General features: G+C 44.1%; 16 protein-coding genes and 1 pseudogene. 14 read left to right on the forward strand and 3 right to left on the reverse strand.

Translation table 11 applies throughout. From position 1 onward, the window contains the following. Positions 1-125: 125 nt before the first annotated feature. From DA100_RS21565 to DA100_RS02860, 6 genes and pseudogenes are all read left to right on the forward strand, one after another. Positions 126-551: pseudogene (locus DA100_RS21565) on the forward strand (DEAD/DEAH box helicase family protein); the annotation flags it as partial. Positions 552-677: 126 nt separating this feature from the next. Further along, positions 678-1,820 (forward strand): type I restriction-modification enzyme R subunit C-terminal domain-containing protein, encoded by a 1,143-nt coding sequence (locus tag DA100_RS21570; RefSeq protein ID WP_346763716.1) that lies wholly within the window; start codon positions 678-680, stop codon positions 1,818-1,820. Positions 1,821-1,893: 73 nt separating this feature from the next. Next, positions 1,894-3,801, forward strand: a complete 1,908-nt coding sequence (locus DA100_RS02845; protein WP_206208546.1) for an AAA family ATPase — start codon at positions 1,894-1,896, stop codon at positions 3,799-3,801. Continuing rightward, positions 3,801-5,279 (forward strand): class I SAM-dependent DNA methyltransferase, encoded by a 1,479-nt coding sequence (locus DA100_RS02850; RefSeq protein WP_138970784.1) that lies wholly within the window; start codon positions 3,801-3,803, stop codon positions 5,277-5,279. The genes DA100_RS02845 and DA100_RS02850 overlap by 1 nt, the downstream gene beginning before the upstream one ends. 2 nt (positions 5,280-5,281) lie before the next feature. After that, on the forward strand, positions 5,282-6,502 hold the full coding sequence (locus DA100_RS02855; RefSeq protein ID WP_171052121.1) for a restriction endonuclease subunit S: 1,221 nt from the start codon (positions 5,282-5,284) through the stop codon (positions 6,500-6,502). A gap of 630 nt (positions 6,503-7,132) precedes the next feature. After that, positions 7,133-8,011 (forward strand): HAD family acid phosphatase, encoded by an 879-nt coding sequence (locus tag DA100_RS02860; protein ID WP_240800870.1) that lies wholly within the window; start codon positions 7,133-7,135, stop codon positions 8,009-8,011. A 314-nt stretch (positions 8,012-8,325) separates the two neighbouring features. Here the strand turns inward: DA100_RS02860 and DA100_RS02865 are convergent, their stop codons facing one another. Continuing rightward, entirely contained in the window at positions 8,326-9,885 is a 1,560-nt protein-coding gene (locus DA100_RS02865; protein WP_138970786.1) for a SulP family inorganic anion transporter, read from the reverse strand. A 325-nt stretch (positions 9,886-10,210) separates the two neighbouring features. Beyond that, positions 10,211-13,210 (reverse strand): ribonuclease E, encoded by a 3,000-nt coding sequence (gene rne, locus DA100_RS02870; RefSeq protein ID WP_138970787.1) that lies wholly within the window; start codon positions 13,208-13,210, stop codon positions 10,211-10,213. A 572-nt stretch (positions 13,211-13,782) separates the two neighbouring features. On the opposite strand from rne, the gene rluC reads away from it, so the two are divergent. After that, positions 13,783-14,736, forward strand: a complete 954-nt coding sequence (gene rluC, locus DA100_RS02875) for a 23S rRNA pseudouridine(955/2504/2580) synthase RluC (protein ID WP_138970788.1) — start codon at positions 13,783-13,785, stop codon at positions 14,734-14,736. Here the strand turns inward: rluC and DA100_RS02880 are convergent. Then, the gene (locus DA100_RS02880; RefSeq protein WP_138970789.1) at positions 14,733-15,314 is read right to left on the reverse strand and encodes a nucleoside triphosphate pyrophosphatase; all 582 of its coding nucleotides are present in this window, start codon (positions 15,312-15,314) and stop codon (positions 14,733-14,735) included. The two genes, rluC and DA100_RS02880, sit on opposite strands and share 4 nt — an antisense overlap. A 148-nt stretch (positions 15,315-15,462) precedes the next feature. Between DA100_RS02880 and yceD the strand changes: the two genes are divergently transcribed. From yceD to acpP, 7 genes are all read left to right on the forward strand, one after another. Then, positions 15,463-15,990 (forward strand): 23S rRNA accumulation protein YceD, encoded by a 528-nt coding sequence (gene yceD, locus DA100_RS02885; protein WP_138970790.1) that lies wholly within the window; start codon positions 15,463-15,465, stop codon positions 15,988-15,990. Between the two features lie 31 nt (positions 15,991-16,021). Then, positions 16,022-16,192, forward strand: coding sequence for a 50S ribosomal protein L32 (gene rpmF / locus DA100_RS02890; protein WP_004414666.1), 171 nt, complete (start codon positions 16,022-16,024; stop codon positions 16,190-16,192). Between the two features lie 9 nt (positions 16,193-16,201). Then, complete coding sequence (gene plsX, locus DA100_RS02895) at positions 16,202-17,227, forward strand: phosphate acyltransferase PlsX (RefSeq protein WP_138970791.1); 1,026 nt, start codon at positions 16,202-16,204, stop codon at positions 17,225-17,227. A 5-nt stretch (positions 17,228-17,232) separates the two neighbouring features. Then, positions 17,233-18,183, forward strand: a complete 951-nt coding sequence (locus DA100_RS02900; protein ID WP_138970792.1) for a beta-ketoacyl-ACP synthase III — start codon at positions 17,233-17,235, stop codon at positions 18,181-18,183. A 66-nt stretch (positions 18,184-18,249) separates the two neighbouring features. Next, positions 18,250-19,173, forward strand: coding sequence for an ACP S-malonyltransferase (gene fabD, locus DA100_RS02905; RefSeq protein ID WP_138970793.1), 924 nt, complete (start codon positions 18,250-18,252; stop codon positions 19,171-19,173). A 27-nt stretch (positions 19,174-19,200) separates the two neighbouring features. Further along, on the forward strand, positions 19,201-19,935 hold the full coding sequence (gene fabG, locus DA100_RS02910; protein WP_171052126.1) for a 3-oxoacyl-ACP reductase FabG: 735 nt from the start codon (positions 19,201-19,203) through the stop codon (positions 19,933-19,935). Between the two features lie 306 nt (positions 19,936-20,241). Next, positions 20,242-20,475, forward strand: coding sequence for an acyl carrier protein (gene acpP / locus DA100_RS02915; protein WP_004406112.1), 234 nt, complete (start codon positions 20,242-20,244; stop codon positions 20,473-20,475). The last annotated feature ends 11 nt before the right edge of the window (positions 20,476-20,486 follow it).

A 20,486-nucleotide genomic window follows, 5' to 3' on the forward strand; every position in this document is an offset into this window, starting at 1 on the left:
GCTGAGGAGTCAGTGTAATTTTCATGGTTCGTAGCATGATCCTGATTCTAAATAAAATCAAGCATTTTCAATGATCAGGGGTATATTCACGTTGGAACAAAGAATCTCCGGGTACACGTAGGCCTAGAATTTTGTTTTTAGCCGATCGCAATATTTTGGCGGATCAAGCCATTAACACTTTCAATCCATACGAAAAAGATCTAATCAAAATAAACGGTGAGGAGGTACGCAAGCGGGGTGGAGTCGTGCCAACTAATGCGCATATCTTTTTTGCTATCTACCAAGCCATTGCTGAGCGTGAAAGTATTGAAGGCTACTACAAAGCGTATCCAAGTGATTTTTTCGACCTTGTAATGATTGACGAGTGTCACCGTGGCAGTGCTAATGAGACAGGCTCTTGGCGAGCCATACTCGATCATTTTGGCAGTGCGGTACATGTCGGCCTAACAGCTACACCAAAACGTGAAGCTAATGTGGATACCTACGACTACTTTGGTACACCAGCATTTGAATACTCATTAAAAGATGGCATCAACGATGGTTTCTTAACACCATATCGTGTTAAGCGGGTACGTACCAACTTAGACGAGCTGGTGCTAACCAAAGATGACCAAGTAATCGAAGGTGAATCAGGGCAAGACGTCTATCAGGTTGAAGATTACGACAAAAAAATCATCGTGGATGATCGTACCGAACTGGTCGCAAAAGCCATTTTGGACAATATCAATCCACTAGAAAAAACCATCGTATTTTGCGAAAACCAAAATCATGCACTGACCATGCGTGACATGATCAACAAACACAAAAAAGTGAAAGACCCGCACTATTGTGTGCGCGTGACCAGTGATGAGGGCAAAGTCGGCCGCGAGCTACTGGAAAAATTCCAAGATAACGACAAAGACATTCCCACTATCATTACCTCCTCGCAAATGTTAACCACCGGGGTAGATGCCCGCAATGTGCGTAACGTAGTGTTGGATAGAACCGTCGGCTCAATGGTGGAGTTTAAACAAATAGTCGGTCGCGGTACCCGTGTTTTTGATGGAAAAGACTATTTCACCATTGTCGATTTTCGCGGTGCAACCAATAAGTTTTATGACAAAGATTGGGATGGCGAGCCTGAAGCACCAGAGCCCGGTGGCACAGGGGAGCCCAAACCACCGCCATACACACCAGAACCACCCGGAGGAACAGATGGCCCAGAGCCTGAACCGGGTGAGACAAAACCTCGGTTGAAAGTAAAGCTCGGCAAACACCGGGAACTGAAGGTCATTGACGTTGAAACTCGTTATATCGATGAAAACGGCAAACCTCTCACTGTGCAAGAATTTGTTGAGCGCTTGATCACACAATTACCAGGGTTGTTTAAATCGGTTGAGGAATTGCGGCAGATTTGGTCAGACCCAGATGAGCGCGAAACCTTGCTCGGTAAACTTGTACAAGCAGGTTTTGATAAAGAACAACTCGCCACGCTACGACGCATGTTTGAAGCAGAAGAGTGCGATATCTTCGATCTGCTGGCTTTTTTAGCCTTTGAACAGCCCATGGCAACCCGCAAAGCTCGTGCCAATCAAGTACGCACTAACAGCACCTTCTTTAATCAGTACCAACAAGAAAAGGCACAGCAGTTTTTGCACTTTGTGCTCAATCGTTATGAGCAAACTGGCAGCTCGGAGTTATCACGCGAGCGCTTGCCTGCTCTCATCGAGCTATCAGGCTTGGGTACAGTGAAAGACGCTTCAACAGCATTCGGTGGAAAACCAGCCTATTTGCTGGCGGCTTTTAAGCAATTACAACAACAGCTTTATCACGTGAATTGAAATGGAATTAACACTCGCACCTAACCTGCTGTACGACCAGCCGCAGACTCTACATATCAACAAGGTAGCGACCTTGATTGGTGAAAATGGCAGCGGTAAATCCAGTATCTTGCAGTCAGTATTTGAAGAGCGGTTAAACAAGCGCGCACATCTCCACCTTAATGTGGTGTGCTTCTCTTCAGGACAGAATGAAAACTACTCTGAAAAGTTTGGTATTTACTTAAAACGTGAACGTAAAGCGGGTAGAGGTTTGGGTTTAGAGTGCCTTTACTTTGACAAGCCCTGGTCAAAATTACTCATTTTCCTCGCAACGGCGACTAAGCGTAGTGGCAAAGTTCGTTCATTTTTGCGCGAACGAGGCTATGTTACTGAATCAACACTTGAAGGTGATGACCAAACTACGTGCTTAAAATGCGCATTCAAAGTCGATAAAAACTACGTCAATCGAGTTCAGGATGCCCTGAAGCGCGAAGAAAATGGCGAAGTTGATACATTACGAAACACGCCTTACTTCCGTTCGTTAGACAGCTTCATCAGCACCTTTCACTCTAGAGACTATGAGTTTGAGCAACCGCTACGTAAGCGAACTATTGAAATACCAGCAAACCGACTGATCGATGTTTCGTTCGATTACCCAAGACAACCACAAACAGGTGAAGAGGGTATAGAGGCTGGTGAAGCCAATAATCAAGCTCAAAATACAGCGTTTGATCCTGAAGTGAGCTTTTTTACCCAAGCGGCAGACAATGATTACTTCATTGATAAAAAAGGCTATAAGCTCGTATTTAAAGGTGGGATAGAACTTGACCAACTGAGCGATGGTGAATACCAACTGCTCTTTCTATATGCGTTGATTGATCTTTTTGATTCACCGAATACCCTGTTTTTGTTGGATGAAGCAGACTCACATCTGCATTTCAAAAATGTTGAGCGGTTATGGGAAATACTTAAAAAAATTAATGGTTATGTACTTACAACATCACACCTGTTGGATTCAATATCTCAGCTAGAAATAAATGATATTAATGTGGTAAGTAAAAGAGTTGTTTCTCCAGCAGCAAATAACATCGAACTTAATGATCGCCTAAAGGCTTTGAGTAACATAAGCCAAATAAAATTCAAAGAATGTTCATTGTATAAAATAGTCGTTCTTGTCGATCATGAAAATGATTGGGATATTTTCAAATTACTTGTTCTTCGTAAGCTATCGACTAACGCATTTGATCGTGAACAGATCATTGATAGTTTTAAAAGTATACTACCCGTACGATTGAACTCTGGATGGAATAGTCACTCGGAGTCATTTGCAGAAAAGAAGATGAAATGGGTATCGACTTATGCAACATTTGTAGCTAACCAACCTGTCCAAACAACTAATGTTATCCTTATTTGTGATCGAGATAGTCTGCCATATCAAGATATTGGTACTGATAAATGCTCTCTTGCTGTTCAAGGTGTAGATCCTAACAAATATCAGATCAACAATTCAGCATTTGACACAACTGTCTTGGCTTGGCAACGCAGAGAGATTAAACACTACTTGTTGTCATACTCTGCTATGAACAAGTCTGATGTTGATATGTTAAATACCATTTATTTTGGAGAAGCGTCTTGCCTTCGAGACGGGCAAAATGGCGACTATAAAATCACCATGGAGGATGGTTTGTGCTCTCTTTTAAGTGAAAAAGAACTAAGTAAATCAGAACAAAAACAAATGAATCCTGAACTTCTTCATGAGTTTAAGAAAGTCTATGGCGATGACGTAAAGCCCTTCAAGTTAGTTCCTTCATTTAATGAGTCTTTAGCCACGTTAGATTCATCATTGGTCAAGAAACTCGTGTCTAGTTACATCGAAAATACAGAAGCCCCCAAAGGGTTTAACCTCGTTCTAGCAACTCAATATATTGAAAAAATGAAGCCCGCAGAAATCAGCGAAGACATCACCAAGATGTACCAGTTTATTAAAGAGAAATTACGATAATGTCATTACAACAAAAGATTGACCGAATTACAGACATACTGCGCCGCGACGATGGCATTAGTGGCGCTATGCACTATACCGAGCAAACCTCGTGGGTGTTGTTCTTAAAGTTTTTGGATGATTACGAGTCTGAAAAAGAAGATGAAGCGGTACTGTCTGGTAAAGACTATCAACCCGTCTTAGATGAAGAGCATCGTTGGTCAAATTGGGCCTGCCCGAAAAACGCCGATGGCAAGTTAGACATCAACAAAGTTCGCACGGGTGATGACTTAACCGATTACGTTAATAACGAGTTGTTTCCTTACTTAAAGAGCTTTGCCAATGCCGCTATTACGGGTTCAGACCCTAAATCCTTCGCCTATAAAATTGGTGCCATCTTCCAGTATTTAGACAACAAGGTTGCCTCGGGCCATACACTGCGTGAAGTGCTAGATATTGTCGATAGCCTTAACTTCCAGTCTGAAAATGACCTATTTGAGCTCTCGCTAGTCTATGAAGGTTTGTTGCAAAACATGGGGGATGCTGGTGGTTATGCGGGCGAGTTTTACACGCCGCGCCCCGTGGTACGCGCCATGATCAAGGCTATTGATCCACAAGCAGGGCAAACCATTTACGATGCAGCGGCTGGCTCGTGCGGATTCTTAGTCGAAGCCTTTGACCACTTAAAAGCCCAAAAGAGTGCGCTTTCTACCGAGCAATGGGACTTTATCCAGCGCGATACTTTCTTTGGCTTTGAAAAAACCTCACTGGCTTATGTTATGGGTATGATGAACATGATTTTGCATGGTATCGAGTCACCCAATTTATTCCGTGGTAATACCCTGACTCAGAATATCCGCGACATTCAGGAAAAAGACCGTTATGACATTATTCTGGCTAACCCGCCATTTGGTGGTAAAGAGAAGTCGCAAATTCAGCAAAACTTCCCCATCCAGAGTAACGCAACTGAATTGCTGTTTTTACAGCACTTTATGAAAACCCTGAAAAGTGGCGGCAAGGCAGCCATTGTAGTGCCAGAAGGCGTACTCTTCCAAACCAACAGCGCGTTTAAACAAGTCAAACAGGAACTGCTGGAAAACTTTAACCTGCACACCATTCTAAGCCTGCCTGCTGGGGTATTTTTGCCATATTCGGGTGTTAAAACCAACGTGCTGTTTTTTGTGCGTAGTGGCGGCACTAGCGATGTCTGGTATTACGAATGTGAGCCGGAGCAAAAACTCACCAAAAATAAACCGATCACCGACGAGCACCTAAAAGAGTTTGTTGAACTGTATAGCAGACGCGAAACTACCGAACGTTCCTGGACAGTTTCAGCCAGTAAATTGGCTGAAGACTATGACCTATCTGCGAAAAACCCAGCCAAACAGAAAGATGCCGAGCATTTAGCGCCAAGCGATATTCTCAAACAGATCCGCACCAAAGAGAAACTGGTGTCTGGCCTGTTGGATGAAATTGAAGACCTGTTGGCGGAGAAATGAGCATGAAACAGGTTCAATACGCTTTGCCAGAGGCATGGTGCTGGAAATATCTCGATGATGTATCTGAAAAAATTACTGATGGAACTCACCATAGCCCCAAGGTTCAGCACTCAGAATGGGAGCCCGGTAGATTCAAATACATTACATCAAAGAATATTAAAAATAATGGCATGAAACTGGATGACATCTCATACATAGATCAAGATATTCATGATGAAATTTACGCAAGGTGCGCTCCTGAGCTTGAAGATCAGTTGTTAACAAAAGATGGAGCGATGACTGGTACGTGCTGCCTAAATGAATTAGATGAGCCATTTTCATTACTATCGAGTGTTGCGCTAATAAAGCAAAATCGCTCATTAATACTACCTAAATACTTGAATTATTATCTCCAATCTCATGTTGGACAGAGCTTCCTTCTGGGAGATATTTCTGGGGCAGCAATCACTCGAACAAATATAAAAAAACTAAAGAGCACACCAGTTCCGTTAGCGCCATATTCAGAACAAAAACACATTGTCGAAAAACTCGATGCACTGCTCACCCGCATCGACACCGCCATCAAGCATTTGCAGGAAAGTGTCACATTGGCAGATGCGCTACTAAAAAGTTCACTAAGCTCCATGCTTACAAAGCAAGAGCATTGGGATAAGGTTAGACTGAATGATGTTTGCCAAATCACTTCAAAATTGTGTGATCCTAGAGAGGAAGAATATTTAGATATGTTCCATATTGGTGGAGCAAACATTACGTCGTTTAGTGGTGAACTGATAGGACTCAAAACAGCTAGGGAAGAAAAGCTTATTTCAGGTAAGTTTCCTTTTGATAACAGTATGGTTTTGTACAGTAAAATACGACCGTATCTGATGAAAGTCGCTAGGCCATCGATATCTGGTATCTGTAGTGCAGACATTTATCCTTTAAAACCAGACAACCAAAAGATGAACAGAGATTTTTTATTTTATCTACTGTTGTCTGATCTGTTTACTCAATATGCAATTGAAGGTTCCAGTCGAGCTGGAATGCCAAAGGTCAACCGCAACCATTTATTCAACTTTGAATTCTTCTTGCCCCCGATTGATGAACAAAAATCCATATGTGAATCTCTGGATGCCTTAGTTGAAAAGACCAATGAAGTGAGTAAAGAGTTGACTGACAAATTATCTTATTTAGCAGGCCTGAAGGCTTCAATTCTCGATTCCGCCTTTAAAGGCGAGCTCTAAGGAGGGAGTAAGGCACTCGATACTACAGCTTTTGAACAAATAGAGTTCGGAGAAGCTAGCAGCAAGCTTGAAGAATTGCTCTCGCACTCAAAGGCGGTTCTGATAGGTGCAGGTGCGAGCTTTTATGCTCGCCCTTCCATTAAAGAGTCAGCTAACAGACGTGCGCTAGAAAGGGAAAGCTCTCTGCTGATTCAAACTCGGTGTTGACTGCATACACACTTCTTTTTCAGGTGCAAATCAGAGCAGCTATAGACCTCTGATCTGCTCTGGCTTTTCTCGAGATCGCAAGTCCTTTGACATCTCGAATTAATGATGATTTCAGGTTCTCAAGCTCGGCCCCTTGGTTGCTTGTGATTTATATATATTAAGTGAGTATTAATTCAAACCAATGGTATTGCGTTGATCTTTAGTTGGTTTTTTACTCTAACCAATAATTGTCCAACAATGAGCTAGCTTCCGTATGCCCATTTATTGATCCCGTCAAAAAAACAAATGGGCAAATAGGCGAATTTTCCTCAATTGTCGATTATGTGACCTTTTGCCTAGGGGTTGTCCGTTGAGTTTGTTGATAACAGATCAATTGCTTATGCTTGCGAGCATGTCGAACGTTACTTCAAATTAGTAAGCATCATGTTTAATAAAGCCGTTGTTTACACAAAAGGATTGAACTTGACAATGAAAAAACTAATGAAAAACATTACTACCGTTAGTATAGCTACCTTAGCGGCTCTACTTCCAAATCTATCTTCCGCTGCCGAAACGACTAATGAAAATAACTTACTAGGCTATGCTGTTGCTTGGAAACAAACAGCAGCAGAATATCGAGCACTCTATTATCAAGGGTTCAATGTGGCGAAAATGCACATTGATAAAGCACTTTCGGAACACAAAAAAGGAGACAAACCTTTAGCTATCGTGACAGATCTTGATGATACTCTGGTACTTCCTCTTGAATATTGGGGACACTTAATAAAACACAACAAGGATTTCTTCGAAGATCCAATTTGGGATGAATGGGTTCCAACTAATGGTATGATCCCATCGTTTGGAGCAAGTGATTTTCTTGAATATGTGAATAGCAAAAATGTCGATATTTTCTATGTCACTTCACGCAATCAAGGAGCTCCGACATGGGAGCTAGCCAAACAAAATATTCTGGCAATGGGATTCCCTTTGAAAGACGACTCTCATCTGACTGTACTCATGGACACATCCAACAAAGAAACGCGTCAGAAAGAAATTTTAAAAGACTATAACGTCATTGTCTTTCTTGGCGATAACTTGAATGACTTTAAGCGTAAATACTACATCAAAGGTGATGTAGATGGTCGTATAGCTAAAATGGAACAAGATAAAGAGCTATACGGTAGCAAGTACATTCTTTTTCCTAATCCAACCGATGGTCATTGGATCGCAGCTATTTTTGGTGATTCAGAGCCACCTCAGAGTAAAGAAAACCGAGAAGTCCTCATTAACGCCGCTACAAAATCTGCTTGGGACGGCAACTAATTCTAAATGATACAACTAACATTTAAGCCCCAAGTGGGGCTTAAATTGAAGGGTGCTTAAAATCTGGTGTCAGCCAAATTGGGTTCGCTATGTTCCCCCTAATTATTGCTACACTTAAAGTAAGCAGCAACTGTAAACTCGTCAGTCAGTTGGCTAAACTCACCGATAGCCAATCTACTCATATAGCGATGTCGCTCAAAGGGGCAGTGTCAGTTCGGAAATTTTTGCAGTTTCGGTATAGACCCCTTTATAAGTCTAACGATATAACAAAGAAAAGGGCTTCCATTTGGAAGCCCTTTGCATATGTGAGCGGATTAGCCCGCAAGCACGTCTGTGGCGACCTTGTAGCTTGGGTCTTCTTTGACGTTAATTTCGACCAGACTACCCGCTTTGTGGAGCAGTTTATGACAGTCAGGGCTTAAATGGCGCAGATGTAATGTCTTACCTTGAGCAGAATAGCGCTCTGCAAGGGTTTCAATCGCTTCGATAGCAGAATGGTCAGTGACGCGTGAATCTGCGAAATCGACAATAACATCGCTAGGGTCTTTGATTGCATCGAAAATTTCTAGGAAATTAGCCACTGAGCCAAAGAATACTGGACCGTGGATCTTGTACTCTTTTGAGCCTTCCTCATTAATGCAGGTATCCGCGTAAATGTGTTTAGCGTGCTGCCAAGCAAACATCAGAGCGGACGCAATCACACCGACAAAGACAGCGATAGCAAGGTCAGTGAGTACGGTAACGACGGTTACCAATACAATAACAAAGAAATCTTGCTTAGGTACACGACGAGCGAGTTTAAAGGTTGCCCATTCAAATGTGCCGATAACCACCATGAACATCACACCAACAAGTGCCGCGAGTGGAATCATTTCGATCAGCGCGGAAGCAAATAGGATGAACATCAGCAGTGCAACTGCCGCGACGATGCCCGACAGGCGACCACGGCCACCTGAGTTAACGTTGATCATTGATTGACCAATCATCGCACAACCACCCATTGCCCCAAATACGGAACAGGTCATGTTTGCCATACCCTGACCGATACACTCACGGTTAGACTGGCCGCGTGTGTTCGTCATTTCATCCAGTACGGTCAGAGTCAGTAGCGACTCAATCAGGCCGATAGCCGCAAGAATAATTGCGTATGGCAGGATGATTTGCAGAGTCTCTAACGTAAACGGAACGGCTGGAACAGAGAAAGTCGGCAGTGAACCCGCTAGAGTAGCCGCTTCGTCACCAGACATGGTGCGCAGGAAGTCAACAACAGTACGCGTTTCAAGATCTAAGCCAACAACGAGTGCTGTTACAGTCACAATCGCAACCAGCGATGAAGGGACGGCAGTTGTGAACTTAGGTAAGAAATGAATGATAGCCATCGTAAGCGCCACGAGACCAAGCATCAACATCATCTGGTCTTGTGGTAACCAAGTCAGCATACCATTGAGATCCGGCGCTTTAAATTGACCAAGCTGAGCTAAGAAGATCACAATCGCCAAACCATTAACGAAACCGATCATAACAGGATGTGGCACGATACGAATGAATTTGCCGAGTTTAAATAGACCAGCAGCAATCTGTAGGATACCTGCGAGCAAGATAGCGGCGAAGAGGTATTGTACGCCGTGTGACGCAACCAGAGAGACCATAACAACGGCCATCGCGCCTGTTGCACCAGAGATCATTCCTGGACGACCGCCAAAAATTGAGGTGATTAGGCCAACGATGAAAGCGGCGTATAATCCGACCATTGGGTCAACACCCGCGACAAAAGCGAATGCGACGGCTTCAGGAACCAAGGCAAGTGCAACGGTTAAACCTGATAAAACATCATTTTTTACAGAGTGTTTTGAAAATTGTGGGAATTCAAACATGTTTGCTCAGTTTGGCTAAGTGGTTATAAGTAGTCTGAATTGTATTTAGTCGTCACTGGGCAAAATGCAATGTAAAAGAGCAGAGTGACTAAATGAAATACTCTCGGTGGTTAACTACGTAGAGTATAGATTCAGGTCGAGTCGGCGAATGCTACCGAAAAGTGTGATTAAGTTCAAGATTGGAGCCAGTATTGAACCATATTTGTGATCAATAGATGCAAATCGCTTAATCAGTTTCATTGTGGGTGTTTGCTTACATTGAAGTTTGCAAGAGATAAAAAAACAGCCTCTAACTAGAGGCTGTTTATCAACAGATCAGTGATGACTAAAACTGAGGTTTGGTCATTACTGCGCCAGCTTGGTTTGTAGCAACTTGGCTGCCTGCGCCACGAGACTGGTAACGGTCTTCTTTAAGCGGAGCTGAGACTACAGTGATCTCTTTCATCTCTTTGTTGCCTGGGGCTTTTGCCATAGGAGCACTTGCGTGACCTTTAAAGCCTTGAGGTACCAAGATTTCAGAAGTTGTGGCTTCGATAACTGGCTCAGCTTGAATAACTGTAGGCTCAGATTGCTCTACAACCTCAGCTACTGGAGCCGTTTCAACCGCCTCAACCTCAACTGTTTCAACTTCAACCACTGCAACTTCAACGATTTCGTTTTCAACCGCTGGAGCTTCATCAGCCACTTCAGTAACCACAGCTTGTTGCGCTTCAACAATTACTGGTTCTTCACGGCGAATGATGACTTTACCCATTGCCATTTCTGGGCAAGCGAAACCACCTAAAGTGCTCGTTGCTGTTTCAACGACAACCGCTTCAACCACAGGAGCCTCAACTTTATCAGCCTTCGCCTGTTTAGGTGCTGGCTTAATAATACCGTAGCTTGGCATCACTTTACCCATCGCCATCTCAGGAGAGGCTACGCCACCCTTACGTAAACGGAATGGGTTAGGACGACGGTCACGACCGCGACGGCGACGTTGTCCACTAGCACGTAAGTGACGAGGTGAACGACGGTTACGACGTTGTTTTGGTTGCTCAGCAGACTCTTCTGCTTCAGCTTCCACAACAGCCTCTTCGAACATTTCTGCTTTAGCATCGCTAGCAATCAGTTTTGCTTCTTCGTCAGCTTTAGCTTGTGCCTCTTGATCTTTAACACGAACTTGTTTAGAAAGTTTGCGACGCTGGCGGCGCTCTTTCACTTTTGCCGCTTTCTCTTCAGAACGTTCTTTAGCTGCTTCTGGCTTCTCATTAAGTTGTGCATCAGCCGCCAGTTTCAGGCCTTCTTCAGCAACTTTGCTTGCCTTAACATCGTCACGCTTGTTACGACGTGGTTCCTGTTTAGGCTTACGGTTTTGTTGCTGCTTACTACGTTCGTTCGCTTTTACTTCGCTCTTCGCTTCGTCACGTGTGTTCTTACGCTTATTATCGCGCTTGTCTTCACGGTTTTCGTTACGACTTTCGTTGCGGTTATCGCGGTTGCTGCGACGACGGTTATCATTGCGATTACGGCGGTTACGGTTGTTACGGTTACCGTCTTTACGCTCGTTCTGCTGTTGCTTCTCTTGATCCTGCTCTTTTTGTGAAGAGCCGAAAAGGAAGCTGCCTAAAGCTTTAAAGAAGCGGCTTACAAGACCAGGTTGTGACTCTTGTTGTTCCGCGTTGTCTGCTTTCTTCTCAGGCGCTTTTACTGGGCTAGGAGCAGGTGCTGACTGTGTTGGTGCCGCGAAACCTTTCAGAGCAGGCTCTTCAATTTTCTTAGGCTTAATATCAACTTCTGCAGGTTCTTTACCTTCAGCCTCTTTCATTGCTTCGATTTTCTGAGGCAATAGGTAAGAGAGAAGATCAAACTCTTCGCCTTCGCGGATACGGATCACGTCAAAGTGCGGCGTTTCCATATCAGAATTTGGTACAACAGTAATTTTAACGTCTTGAATGCGCTCAATGTGGTTCACTGAGCGGCGCTTCTCATTTAATAGGTAAGAAGCGATAGGCACAGGTACAACTGCAAGAACCTGAGCTGTATTGTCTTTCAATGCCTCTTCTTCAATCAGACGAAGAACAGACAATGCAAGAGATTCGTTGTCACGAACTACGCCAGTACCTGTACAGCGAGGGCAAATATGGTGACTTGCTTCTGCTAGCGAAGGGCTAAGACGTTGACGAGACATTTCTAACAAACCGAAGCGAGAAATTCGGCCTATTTGTACACGTGCACGATCCATGCGAACAGAGTCGCGTAGTCGGTTCTCTACTTCACGCTGGTGTCGAACTGGAGTCATATCGATAAAGTCGATAACCACTAGACCACCGAGATCGCGTAGACGAAGTTGACGTGCAATTTCTTCCGCTGCCTCTAAGTTAGTGTTTAACGCTGTCTCTTCGATGTCACCGCCCTTAGTTGCGCGAGCAGAGTTAATGTCGATAGATGTAAGAGCTTCTGTTGGGTCAATAACGATTGAACCACCCGATGGAAGACGAACTTCACGTTGGAAGGCCGACTCAATTTGGCTCTCTATTTGGTAGTGACTAAACAGCGGAACTTCACCATCGTATTTCTTAACACGATTTACGAAGTCTGGACGAACCAAACGGATGTGCTCAAGAGCACGTTCGTAAATGGTGTTGCTATCGATAAGAATTTCGCCAATGTCACGACGTAGGTAATCACGAATCGCTCGAACAATAACGTTGCTTTCCTGGTGGATTAGGAAAGGTGCCGCGTTTGCATCTGAAGCTTGCTTAATTGCGCCCCAGTGGTTCAAAAGCACGTTTAAATCCCACTCAAGTTCTTCTGCACTCTTACCAACACCCGCAGTACGAACAATTAGGCCCATACCTTGCGGTAGTTCTAATGTGCTAAGTGCTGATTTGAGTTGAGTACGCTCATCACCTTCGATACGGCGAGAAATACCACCGGCACGAGGGTTATTTGGCATAAGAACTAGGTAGCTACCCGCAAGCGAGATGAACGTAGTAAGAGCTGCGCCCTTGCTACCGCGTTCTTCTTTTTCAACTTGTACGATTACTTCTTGGCCTTCAGTAAGCACTTCTTTAATGCTTGGACGACCTTGGTAGGTGTAACCTTCAGGGAAATATTCGCGGGCAATTTCTTTAAGAGGGAGGAAGCCGTGTCTTTCTGCACCATAGTCAACGAAAGCCGCTTCAAGGCTAGGTTCGATGCGAGTGATACGTCCTTTGTAGATATTTGCTTTTTTTGATTCATGTCCAGGGCTTTCGATATCCAAATCGTACAGGCGCTGACCATCAACCAAAGCAACACGCAACTCTTCTTTTTGAGTTGCGTTAATTAACATTCTTTTCATTGATAAATCTCGTTGTCATTCTTTGTTTTATTACTTGTCATTGCTATCGCTTTCATGGTGCCAGATCCCATGGCTTAATCTTTGCAGCCTCCCGGCTGGAGGGATGCGCTCGGGCACTTCAGTCTCACAAGCTTTCTCGTTTAGCTTGTGAGCCGCATTATTGGCGGTAAACACTCAACATGATCGGCGACGAGTAGGGTGACAAGATTGTTAATTTCAAAAATGTCTTACGCCGTGTGCTGCATTTTGGTAAATTAACGGGCTACTCAAATTATTGCTCAAAAATGAGTTGGTTTGTTTAAAAGGCAACCAAATCACTTATTGCAGGGGTGAACTATAGCAGTACCCATTAAAGTCAGCAATCTGCTTTATAATAATTCGCTAAAAAAGCCGATTTTATTTTCCGTAAGTATCTGTTTTATAGGTTTTATTGAGCCTAATTTATGAAATTGTAATAAAGTCGATGAATTTTTATTCGTAGCGGATCTTGCATCCATTATTAGTTGAGCCATTTTCCAATATGTTGCGAAGAAAATGTGATTTTGCGCAACTTTGAATGATAGAATAATCAGATGAGTGAAATAAGAACAAAAGTCCAGTTTGTCGACATAGACGAAGATATGGCGGGTCAGCGTATTGATAACTTCTTGCGCAACCAGTTGAAAAGTATCCCTAAAAGCATGGTTTATCGAATCTTGCGTAAGGGAGAGGTTCGAGTAAATAAAAAACGTGTCAAAGCGGAATATAAGCTGAAAGCTGGGGATCTGATCCGAATTCCACCAGTCACCGTTGAAGAAAAAGCCGATGAAGTTGCCCCTAGTACAAAGTTAAATAAGGTGGCTGAGCTTGAGCACATGATTATCTATGAAGATGATCATATGTTGGTTTTAAATAAACCTTCAGGTACAGCAGTGCATGGCGGAAGTGGTCTAAAGTTTGGAGCCATTGAAGCGTTAAGGGCGTTACGTCCAGAAGCACGTTTTCTGGAACTGGTGCATCGCATTGACCGAGATACGTCGGGAATCTTGTTGGTGGCGAAAAAACGTTCAGCGCTACGTCACTTACAAGCGCAATTTCGTGAAAAGACCGTTCAGAAGTATTACTTCGCTTTAGTCATGGGTGAGTGGAAAAGCAGTTGTAAGGTTGTCAGCGCCCCTTTGCTTAAAAATGAAGTTAACAGCATTGTGCGAGTGAACCCTAACGGTAAACCATCAGAAACTCGATTTAAGATTATCGAGAAGTTTGCCGATGCAACACTGATACAAGCAAGCCCTATTACGGGTCGTACCCATCAAATTCGCGTGCATACTCAGTACACGGGTCATCCGATAGCGTGGGACGACAGATACGGTGACCGACGTTTTGATGCATACACGGCGAAAGTAGGGCTAGATCGTCTTTTCCTTCATGCGGCGAATATTAAGTTTCAGCACCCTTCTAATGATGAATGGATGGAAATTAATGCGCCGATGGAACTGAAGTTAGAAAAGGCACTGGCAGGTCTAAGAGCAAGTGCTGCTCGTTAGAGCACCTCAACCCCTTGGTTGCGTAACATATCAATCAAGTCGATCAATGGTAATCCGACCAAGGTGTTTGGATCTTTACCTTCGAGTCGCTCGAATAGCGCGATACCCAAACCTTCACTCTTGAAGCTGCCAGCACAGTATAGTGGTTGCTCTTTAGCCACGTAACTTTCTATTTGCTGTTGGCTTAGTGAGCGAAAATGGACCGTAAAGGTGTCAACCTTAACCTCTGTCTGCTTGGTGAGGTTGTTGTGCACAGCCAAACCAGTGAAAAACTGAATCGATTGACCACTTTGTTGTGTCAATTGCTCAATCGCTTTTTGCTCGGTAAGTGGTTTACCAATGATTCGACCATCAATCACACACACTTGGTCGCCACCAATGATCAAAGCCGTTTCTTCAACCTGACATGACTCTGCTTTTCCTTTGGCTAAGCGTGAAACTAGCTCAATAGGTGTTTCGTGCTCTAAGGGTGTTTCATCAAATTGTGGAGAGGCAGTAATAAATGAAACTGCCAATTTATTGAGCAGTTGTTGGCGGTATGGTGATGTTGAGGCTAAAACTAGTTGGTAATTCTGCATTTTAATTTACAATCTAACAGCGGGTTAGTGTGAGCTTAATCTATATTATGGTTGTGATACTAGCTCTCTTGAGGAGAAGGAAAAAAAGTACAACTTTTTGCCCTTTTTCTTTGACTCTAAACGATTTGGAAGATAAAATTCGCGCCCTATGCAAAAGGTAAAAATACCGCGTACGATTGATCCGTCACGCGCTGCTCAAAAGCGACTAGATGTTGAAGGTATTATTCAAGTTAGTCTCTTTAAGCGCTTAGAGGAATCAGTTGAAGGCGTTAAACGCGACGCCCAAGTGTCAATGTCATTTGACTTAGATGAGCAGCGACTCGTTGTTATCTCTGGTAAAGCTAACATCGTGGTCGACTTAGAGTGTCAACGCTGTAATGAGGTTTTCGCACATGAGTGCGACGTCCAATTCACTTATACACCGTATTACGGTGAAAAGACTGAAGAGGAAGCACCGGAAGAGTACGATTTGGTAGATCTGAACGAGTACGGTGAAATAGACCTAATACAGTTAGTTGAAGACGAGTTCATTCTAAACTTGCCTCAAATAGCAATGCACGATGAAGCGGACTGTAGCGTTGATTCAGATAATATGGTGTTTGGTAAACTTCCAGAAGAAATTGTGGAAGAAAAGAAACCGAATCCATTTGACGTTTTAAAAAGCTTAAAGAAGTAATTCTTTAAGAACTTACATAGGAGTAGGGTCAATGGCCGTACAAAAGAGCAAGAAATCACGTTCAATGCGTGGCATGCGTCGTTCACACGATGCCCTAACTACAGCAGCACTTTCTGTAGACGCAACTTCAGGTGAAACTCACCTACGCCACAACGTAACTGCTGAAGGTTACTACCGTGGCAAAAAGGTTATCAACAAGTAAGGTTGACCTTTGCAAAATATAACCGTTGCACTTGATGCAATGGGCGGGGATTTCGGTCCTCGCGTCACAGTGCCTGCCGCCGTGCAGGCACTGTCGCATTTCCCAGAGCTAAAAGTGATCCTTATTGGTGATCAAACCGCGATCACGTCTCAATTATCTTCTCTTGGTTATAAACAGGATACGCGTTTGAGTATCCAGCATACTGACCGAGTGATCTCCAACTCAGAAAAACCTTCTCTTGCACTTAGAAATAGCCACGGCACGTCGATGGCCACTGCAATTGAATTGGTCGCTGAAAATCAAGCGGACGCTTGCGTAAGTTGTGGTAACACGGGCGCTTTGATGGCACTGTCTCGTTTCAAGTTGAAATTGTTACCTGGAATCGAAAGGCCTGCTCTTATCTCTGCGTTACCTACCGCCTCCGGGGGACGAACCTGGATGCTCGATTTAGGGGCGAATGTATCAAGTGATGCCGATTCACTGTTTCAATTCGCTGTCATGGGTAGCGCTCTGGCCGAGCAATATTTGCAGCGAGCGCCTCGTGTCGCGATTCTCAATATCGGCGCCGAGGAAATTAAAGGTAATGACCTTGTAAAGCGTTGCGCGGAGATGCTCGCTCAGACTCATTCGGTTAATTTTGTTGGTTACATTGAAGGTAACCAGCTATTACACGATGCCGCAGATGTTGTTGTTTGTGATGGTTTCGTGGGCAATGTTTGTCTTAAAGCCTGTGAAGGCACAGCTCAGCTATTTATTGATAAGTTAAAATCGAGCATGATGACCTCATCTCTAAAAGGTTGGATTGCAAGAAAATTATTTTCTGGCTTATTTAATGAGCTAAAAACATTGAACCCCGACCAGTATAACGGCGCAAGTTTGCTAGGATTGCGCGGCATTGTCATAAAAAGCCACGGAAGTGCTGACGTAGACGCAGTCATCAACGCGATTGGTGAAGCACTGCATGAGGTCAAACGACAAGTACCCAGCCGTATTAGCGATCGTTTGGAAGCGGTTTTACTCGAGAGGCATTATTAGTCTTCATGTATAGCAAAATTTTAGGTACTGGCAGCTACCTGCCATCTCAGGTGCGTACTAACGCAGACCTAGAGAAAATGGTAGATACTAGTGATGAGTGGATTGTTACTCGCACGGGTATTAAAGAACGTCGCATTGCTGCTGAGAACGAGACAGTTGCCGACATGGGTTATATCGCTGCGAAAAATGCGATTGAAATGGCAGGTATCGATAAAAACGATATTGACCTTATTATTGTCGCGACAACGAGTGGCAGCCATACCTTCCCATCGTCTGCATGTCAGGTTCAAGCCAAGCTTGAGATAAAAGGTTGTCCAGCATTTGACTTAGCAGCGGCATGTTCAGGTTTTGTATATGCTCTGTCTGTTGCGGATCAACATATCAAATCGGGCATGTGCAAAAATGTGCTGGTGATTGGTTCTGACGCACTTTCTAAAACTTGTGACCCGACAGACCGTTCAACCATTATTTTGTTTGGTGACGGTGCGGGTGCAGTCGTAGTAGGGCAGAGCGAAGAACCAGGCATTCTTTCGACTCACATTTATTCAGATGGTCGCTTTGGTGAGCTACTCAGCCTTGAAGTACCTGAACGTGGTAAAGACGCTGACAAGTGGTTACACATGGCAGGTAATGAAGTGTTCAAGGTTGCGGTGACTCAGCTTTCTAAGCTGGTTAAAGATACGCTTGCCGCGAATGACATGCACAAGTCTGAATTAGACTGGTTAGTTCCACATCAGGCGAACTATCGCATTATTTCTGCTACGGCCAAAAAGTTATCAATGTCACTGGATCAAGTGGTCATTACCCTAGATAGACACGGCAACACGTCGGCGGCGACGGTACCAACTGCGCTAGATGAAGCCGTACGTGATGGGCGTATCAAGCGTGGCCAGACACTGTTGCTTGAAGCATTCGGTGGCGGCTTCACATGGGGCTCGGCTTTAGTCAAATTCTAAGCCAGACGAAATTTATGATTAAGGTGCTTAGTCGCATCTTTCTTACTTTGTTTTAAGGAAAAGAAAATGAGCAAGTTTGCTATCGTATTTCCAGGTCAGGGTTCTCAAGCTGTAGGTATGCTCGCTGAACTTGGCGAACAGTATGACGTAGTTAAACAAACATTTGCTGAAGCGTCTGACGCTCTTGGCTACGACCTATGGGCATTGGTCCAAAATGGTCCTGCTGAAGATCTCAATCAAACGCACCGTACTCAGCCAGCATTGCTAGCTTCTTCTGTTGCTATCTGGCGTGTGTGGCAAGAGCTTGGCCTTGAGCAACCAGCTAACCTAGCGGGTCACAGCCTAGGTGAATACTCTGCGCTAGTTTGTGCGGGTGTTATTGACTTTAAACAAGCGATTAAGCTTGTTCAGCTTCGTGGTCAGCTAATGCAAGAAGCAGTGCCAGCTGGCACAGGTGCAATGTACGCAATCATTGGTTTAGACGATGATGCAATTGCGAAAGCGTGTGAAGAAGCAGCACAAGGTGACGTTGTATCACCAGTTAACTTTAACTCTCCAGGTCAGGTAGTCATCGCTGGTAGTAAAGATGCGGTAGAACGTGCAGGCGCACTTTGTAAAGAAGCGGGCGCTAAGCGTGCACTTCCTCTACCTGTATCAGTACCTTCACACTGTGCACTAATGAAGCCTGCGGCTGACAAGCTAGCGGTTGCTCTTGAAGAGATCGAATTTAACACACCTCAGTTCCCAGTGATTAACAACGTTGATGTCGCAGCAGAAACGGACCCAGCGAAAATCAAAGACGCACTGGTACGCCAGCTATACAGCCCAGTTCGTTGGACTGAAAGCGTGCAACTGATGAGTGAGCAAGGTGTTGAGACGCTATTGGAACTTGGCCCTGGTAAAGTTCTCACTGGCCTGACAAAACGCATTGTTAAGACGCTAGGCGGCGCAGCTGTGAATGATGTTGCATCTCTAGACGCTGCTAAGTAATAAAGAATTTAAGGAATAACGAACATGATGAACCTAGAAGGCAAGATTGCTCTAGTAACTGGTGCTAGTCGTGGTATTGGTCGCGCTATCGCTGAACTGCTTGTTGAGCGCGGTGCAACCGTTATTGGTACAGCAACGTCTGAAAGTGGTGCTGCGGCGATCAGCGAGTACCTTGGTGAAAATGGTAAAGGTCTCGCACTAAACGTCACTGACGTTGAGTCAATTGAAGCAACGCTTAAGACTATTAACGACGAGTTCGGTGCAATCGACATTCTAGTGAACAACGCTGGTATCACTCGTGATAACCTACTAATGCGTATGAAAGACTCTGAGTGGGATGACATCATCGACACTAACCTAACGCCAATCTTCCGTATGTCTAAAGCCGTACTGCGCGGCATGATGAAGAAACGTGCTGGTCGCATTATCAACGTAGGCTCTGTTGTGGGTACTATGGGTAACGCTGGTCAGGCTAACTATGCAGCGGCTAAAGCTGGCGTAATTGGTTTCACTAAATCGATGGCTCGTGAAGTGGCTTCTCGTGGCGTAACGGTAAACACAGTTGCCCCTGGTTTTATCGAAACGGATATGACGAAAGCGCTTAACGACGACCAACGTGCAGCAACACTTTCTAACGTACCAGCAGGTCGTTTAGGTGATCCACGTGAAATCGCTTCAGCAGTCGTTTTCCTGGCTTCTCCAGAAGCTGCGTATATTACTGGTGAAACTTTGCATGTAAATGGCGGCATGTACATGGTGTAAAACGCTTTCCTGACAGAAAAGGTGAACTTTTTCATTAATTTTCACTCAAATTTCTGCCAGCTAAGTGAATTTGCACGATTTGTCGTCAACTAGGCTACTTATTGTCATAAAAATAGCCTATAGTTTGTGGTTGATGATGAGAACATGCGCAAGATTTGTGCATGATTTAAGTCAAAAATGTATTGAATTTCGGTTAAAATCGCTAAAATTGTGGTTTGACCAGCAAGGTCCCTCTTGCAACTTTCAGTAGTTCGAATAAACTACGGAATCATCGCATTAGGCGAAATCTGTAAAGGAAAAGAAAAAATGAGCAACATCGAAGAACGCGTAAAGAAAATCATTGTTGAGCAGCTAGGTGTAGACGAAGCTGAAGTTAAAAACGAAGCTTCATTCGTTGACGATCTAGGTGCTGATTCTCTAGACACTGTTGAACTAGTAATGGCTCTAGAAGAAGAATTCGACACTGAGATTCCAGACGAAGAAGCTGAGAAAATCACTACTGTTCAAGCTGCAATCGACTACGTAAACAGCGCTCAGTAATATCTCTCCCA

The organism is Vibrio sp. Hep-1b-8 (assembly GCF_006124995.1).
Classification (GTDB): Bacteria; Pseudomonadota; Gammaproteobacteria; order Enterobacterales; family Vibrionaceae; genus Vibrio.

Coding starts and splice junctions, on each gene's coding strand:
- DA100_RS02850 (WP_138970784.1), top strand. CDS start 3,801: ATGTCATTACAACAAAAGATTGACCGAATTACAGACATACTGCGCCGC.
- DA100_RS02855 (WP_171052121.1), top strand. CDS start 5,282: ATGAAACAGGTTCAATACGCTTTGCCAGAGGCATGGTGCTGGAAATAT.
- DA100_RS02860 (WP_240800870.1), top strand. CDS start 7,133: ATGTTTAATAAAGCCGTTGTTTACACAAAAGGATTGAACTTGACAATG.
- DA100_RS02865 (WP_138970786.1), bottom strand. CDS start 9,885: ATGTTTGAATTCCCACAATTTTCAAAACACTCTGTAAAAAATGATGTT.
- rne (WP_138970787.1), bottom strand. CDS start 13,210: ATGAAAAGAATGTTAATTAACGCAACTCAAAAAGAAGAGTTGCGTGTT.
- rluC (WP_138970788.1), top strand. CDS start 13,783: ATGAGTGAAATAAGAACAAAAGTCCAGTTTGTCGACATAGACGAAGAT.
- DA100_RS02880 (WP_138970789.1), bottom strand. CDS start 15,314: ATGCAGAATTACCAACTAGTTTTAGCCTCAACATCACCATACCGCCAA.
- yceD (WP_138970790.1), top strand. CDS start 15,463: ATGCAAAAGGTAAAAATACCGCGTACGATTGATCCGTCACGCGCTGCT.
- rpmF (WP_004414666.1), top strand. CDS start 16,022: ATGGCCGTACAAAAGAGCAAGAAATCACGTTCAATGCGTGGCATGCGT.
- DA100_RS02900 (WP_138970792.1), top strand. CDS start 17,233: ATGTATAGCAAAATTTTAGGTACTGGCAGCTACCTGCCATCTCAGGTG.
- fabD (WP_138970793.1), top strand. CDS start 18,250: ATGAGCAAGTTTGCTATCGTATTTCCAGGTCAGGGTTCTCAAGCTGTA.
- fabG (WP_171052126.1), top strand. CDS start 19,201: ATGAACCTAGAAGGCAAGATTGCTCTAGTAACTGGTGCTAGTCGTGGT.
- acpP (WP_004406112.1), top strand. CDS start 20,242: ATGAGCAACATCGAAGAACGCGTAAAGAAAATCATTGTTGAGCAGCTA.